This is a genomic window from Bacteroides sp. AM44-19 (genome assembly GCF_003603395.1).
In the GTDB taxonomy this organism is placed as follows: domain Bacteria; phylum Bacteroidota; class Bacteroidia; order Bacteroidales; family Bacteroidaceae; genus Bacteroides; species Bacteroides uniformis.
In genome coordinates this window covers 1-3,609 of the sequence record NZ_QTNB01000049.1, presented here as the reverse complement: position 1 = coordinate 3,609, position 3,609 = coordinate 1, and the positions used below count along the sequence as shown (strand labels likewise).

Below are 3,609 nucleotides of genomic sequence, written 5' to 3'. Positions count from 1 at the left end.
TTCGCCCTGTCTTCCGATTACGACCTGCTCTACACGGAGCTGACGGGAGCAACCGTCCTTTACTTAGACGAATATGGCGTTTAACCGCAAACAGAAACTGCGGGACAACATCGAGGCGATACGGACGGCATTCATCCTTGACAGGGAAAATAGGACAGCGACAACCGAAGAGCGTGCCATACTTCAAAGGTACTGCGGTTTCGGCGGTCTGAAATGTATCCTCAACCCTGCAAAGGAACTGACGGATGCCGTCCGGTGGGCGAAATCCGACCTCGAACTGTTCGCCCCGACGGTGGAGCTGCACAGGCTTATCCGTGAGAACAGCAAGGACGAAACAGAGTACAAGCGGTTTGTGGATTCGCTGAAAGCGTCCGTGCTGACCGCTTTCTACACCCCCAAAGAGATAACCGACACCATCGCGGACGTGCTGGCAGATTACAGCGTCCGCCCCGCCCGTATGCTCGAACCGTCGGCAGGTGTCGGCGTGTTCGTGGATTCCATGCTGCGGCACAGCCCCAATGCGGATGTGATGGCTTTCGAGAAGGATCTGCTCACGGGTACAATCTTGAGGCATCTCTATCCCGACCAGAAAATGCGCACCTGCGGTTTTGAGAAAATCGAAAGACCGTTCAACAATTATTTCGACTTGGCGGTGTCCAACATTCCGTTCGGTGACATTGCCGTGTTCGACGCGGAGTTTCAGCGGAGCGACTCTTTCGGCAGACGCTCCGCCCAGAAAACCATCCACAACTATTTCTTTCTCAAAGGACTGGATGCCGTGCGTGACGGCGGTATCGTGGCGTTCATCACCTCGCAAGGGGTATTGAATAGCACCAAGACCTCCGTGCGTAACGAGCTGTTCAGTCAGGCCAATCTGGTATCCGCGATACGCCTGCCCAACAACCTGTTCACGGACAACGCGGGCACGGAGGTGGGCAGTGACCTGATTGTCCTGCAAAAGAACCTCAGCAAGAAGGAAATGTCGCAGGACGAGCGGCTGATGACCGTGATACAGACGGACACGAAAACCGCCCTGACCGACAACGCCTATTTCATCCACCACCCGGAACGCATCGTGCATACGATGGCGAAACTTGACACAGACCCCTACGGGAAGCCCGCTATGGTTTATCTGCACGAGGGCAAGGCAGCAGGCATCGCCGGGGATTTGCGCCGTATGCTCGACGAGGATTTCCATTACAGGCTTGCCATGCGCTTGTATTCGGGTTCAATCCGGCAGGCAGGAACGGAAGAAAAAGTTGCCGTTCAAAATAAAGTAGAGCGTCCTGCCATAAAATTGGAAACAGTATCCTCGGCGCAGACGGTGGAAACTCCGACAGAAAAGCCGCAACCCGCAGATGAAAAGCCGGAGATAGAACCGCGCCCGCAATATTCCGCAGGCGTGCAGCTCACCCTGCTTGACCTCTGGGGGATGACGGAAGAGGTCAGCCAACCGAAAACCTCCAAAAAGAAAAAGACGGTGAAAAAGGCAGTTACGGCAAAGTCCACTCCGCCCAAACCGAAAGTCACGGTTACACCGACAGCTCCAACTGCAAAACCCGCAATGGAGAATAAGGAGGTGAAAGCGGAGAACACCGCCAAGCCTGCCGACCCGGACGACATCTATGCCACACTGGACTGGGATACCAATCCTCCCATCAACGGTTTCTATGAAATGATGATGGGTTTGACGCCGGAGCGTAGGAAAGAACTTCGGGAACTGGCAAGGCAGCATAACGAGAAACAAGTGGCGGAAAAGACGGAAGTGAAAGCCGTGCCGGAAACTTCCCGTGAGCAGCCACGACAGGAGGAAACACAGCCGGAGGCAGTCGCCGCACCTGCCGTTACAGATACCCCATCGGAAGCGGTGGGGACTTTCCTTTTCCCCGACATCGAAGCGGAAAAGCCGAAGGAGGAAGTCGTGGACCTTTCTCCGCGTGCCTACCACCGCACGCCGGAGATGCACCTGCGCGAAGGGTCGCTGGTGGCTGACCGGGGGCGTCATAACATCGGCTACCTGAAAGACATCACGCCATACGGGGCGACATTCCAGCCGCTCGACCTGAAAGGATACCAGAAGGAAAAGGCGTTGTTGTATGTGTCGCTGCGTGACGCCTACGAGCGTCTGTACCGTTATGAATCGCTCCGGCGCGAGGCAAATGTTCCGTGGCGAGAGCATCTGAATACCTGTTACGATGAGTTTGTCATGCGCTACGGCAACCTCAACGCCAAGCAGAACGTGAAGTTAGTGATGATGGATGCGGGCGGGCGCGACATCCTTTCGCTGGAACGGATGGAAAACGGAAAGTTCGTCAAGGCGGACATCTTCGAGCATCCTGTTTCCTTCGCGGTGGAGAGCCATGCCAACGTAGGCTCTCCCGAAGAAGCCCTGTCTGCGTCGCTCAACAAATATGGTACGGTCAATCTCGACTATATGCGGGAGATAACCGACAGCACGGCGGAGGATTTGCTCACTGCCCTGCAAGGGCGCATCTACTACAATCCGCTCGTGACCGGTTACGAAATCAAAGACCGTTTCATCGCCGGAAATGTCATAGAGAAAGCGGAACGCATAGAGGCATGGATGGGTGACAATCCCGAAAATGAGCGTATGCCGGAGGTGAAGCAGGCGTTGGAGGCTCTGAAAGATGCCGAGCCGCAGCGCATCGCCTTCGAGGATCTGGACTTCAATTTCGGGGAACGCTGGATTCCGACGGGTGTCTATGCCGCCTACATGAGCCGGCTGTTCGACACGGAGGTGAAAATCGCCTATTCCGCAAGCATGGACGAGTTTTCGGTGGTGTGCGGCTACCGCACCATGAAAATCACGGACGAGTTTCTGGTGAAGGGGTATTACCGGAACTATGACGGTATGCACCTCCTAAAACACGCCCTGCACAACACCTGCCCTGACATGATGAAGTCCATCGGCAAGGACGAGCATGGCAACGACATCAAGATGCGCGACAGCGAGGGAATACAACTCGCCAACGCCAAGATTGACGAGATACGAAACGGCTTCTCCGAATGGCTCGAAGAGCAGTCGCCGCAGTTCAAGGAGCGGCTTGTGACGATGTATAACCGCAAGTTCAACTGTTTCGTGCGCCCGCGCTACGACGGCTCCCATCAGACCTTTCCCGACCTCAACCTGAAAGGGCTGGCAAGCCGGGGTATCAAGAGCGTCTATCCCTCACAGATGGATTGCGTCTGGATGTTGAAACAGAACGGCGGCGGAATTTGCGACCACGAGGTGGGAACCGGTAAGACGCTGATAATGTGCATCGCCGCGCATGAGATGAAGCGTCTGAATTTGGCACACAAGCCGATGATTATCGGGCTGAAAGCCAACGTTGCGGAGATTGCAGCCACCTATCAGGCGGCATATCCCAACGCACGTATTCTGTACGCTTCGGAGAAGGACTTTTCGACCGCCAACCGTGTGCGCTTCTTCAATAATATAAAGAACAACGACTACGATTGCGTCATCATGTCGCACGACCAGTTCGGCAAGATACCGCAGTCGCCGGAATTGCAGCAGCGCATCCTGCAAGCAGAGCTTGACACGGTGGAGGAAAACCTCGAAGTGCTACGGCAGCAGGGAAAGAACGT

General features: G+C 55.3%; 2 protein-coding genes. Both read left to right on the top strand.

Annotation, left to right across the window (positions count from 1 at the left end; genetic code table 11):
• On the top strand, positions 1 to 84 hold an 84-nt coding region (locus tag DW947_RS21215; protein ID WP_119958630.1), incomplete at its 5' end, for a DUF1896 family protein.
• Positions 74 to 3,609: N-6 DNA methylase (locus tag DW947_RS21210; RefSeq protein ID WP_119958629.1), on the top strand; the 3,536-nt coding region annotated here is incomplete at its 3' end. The genes DW947_RS21215 and DW947_RS21210, both read left to right, overlap by 11 nt.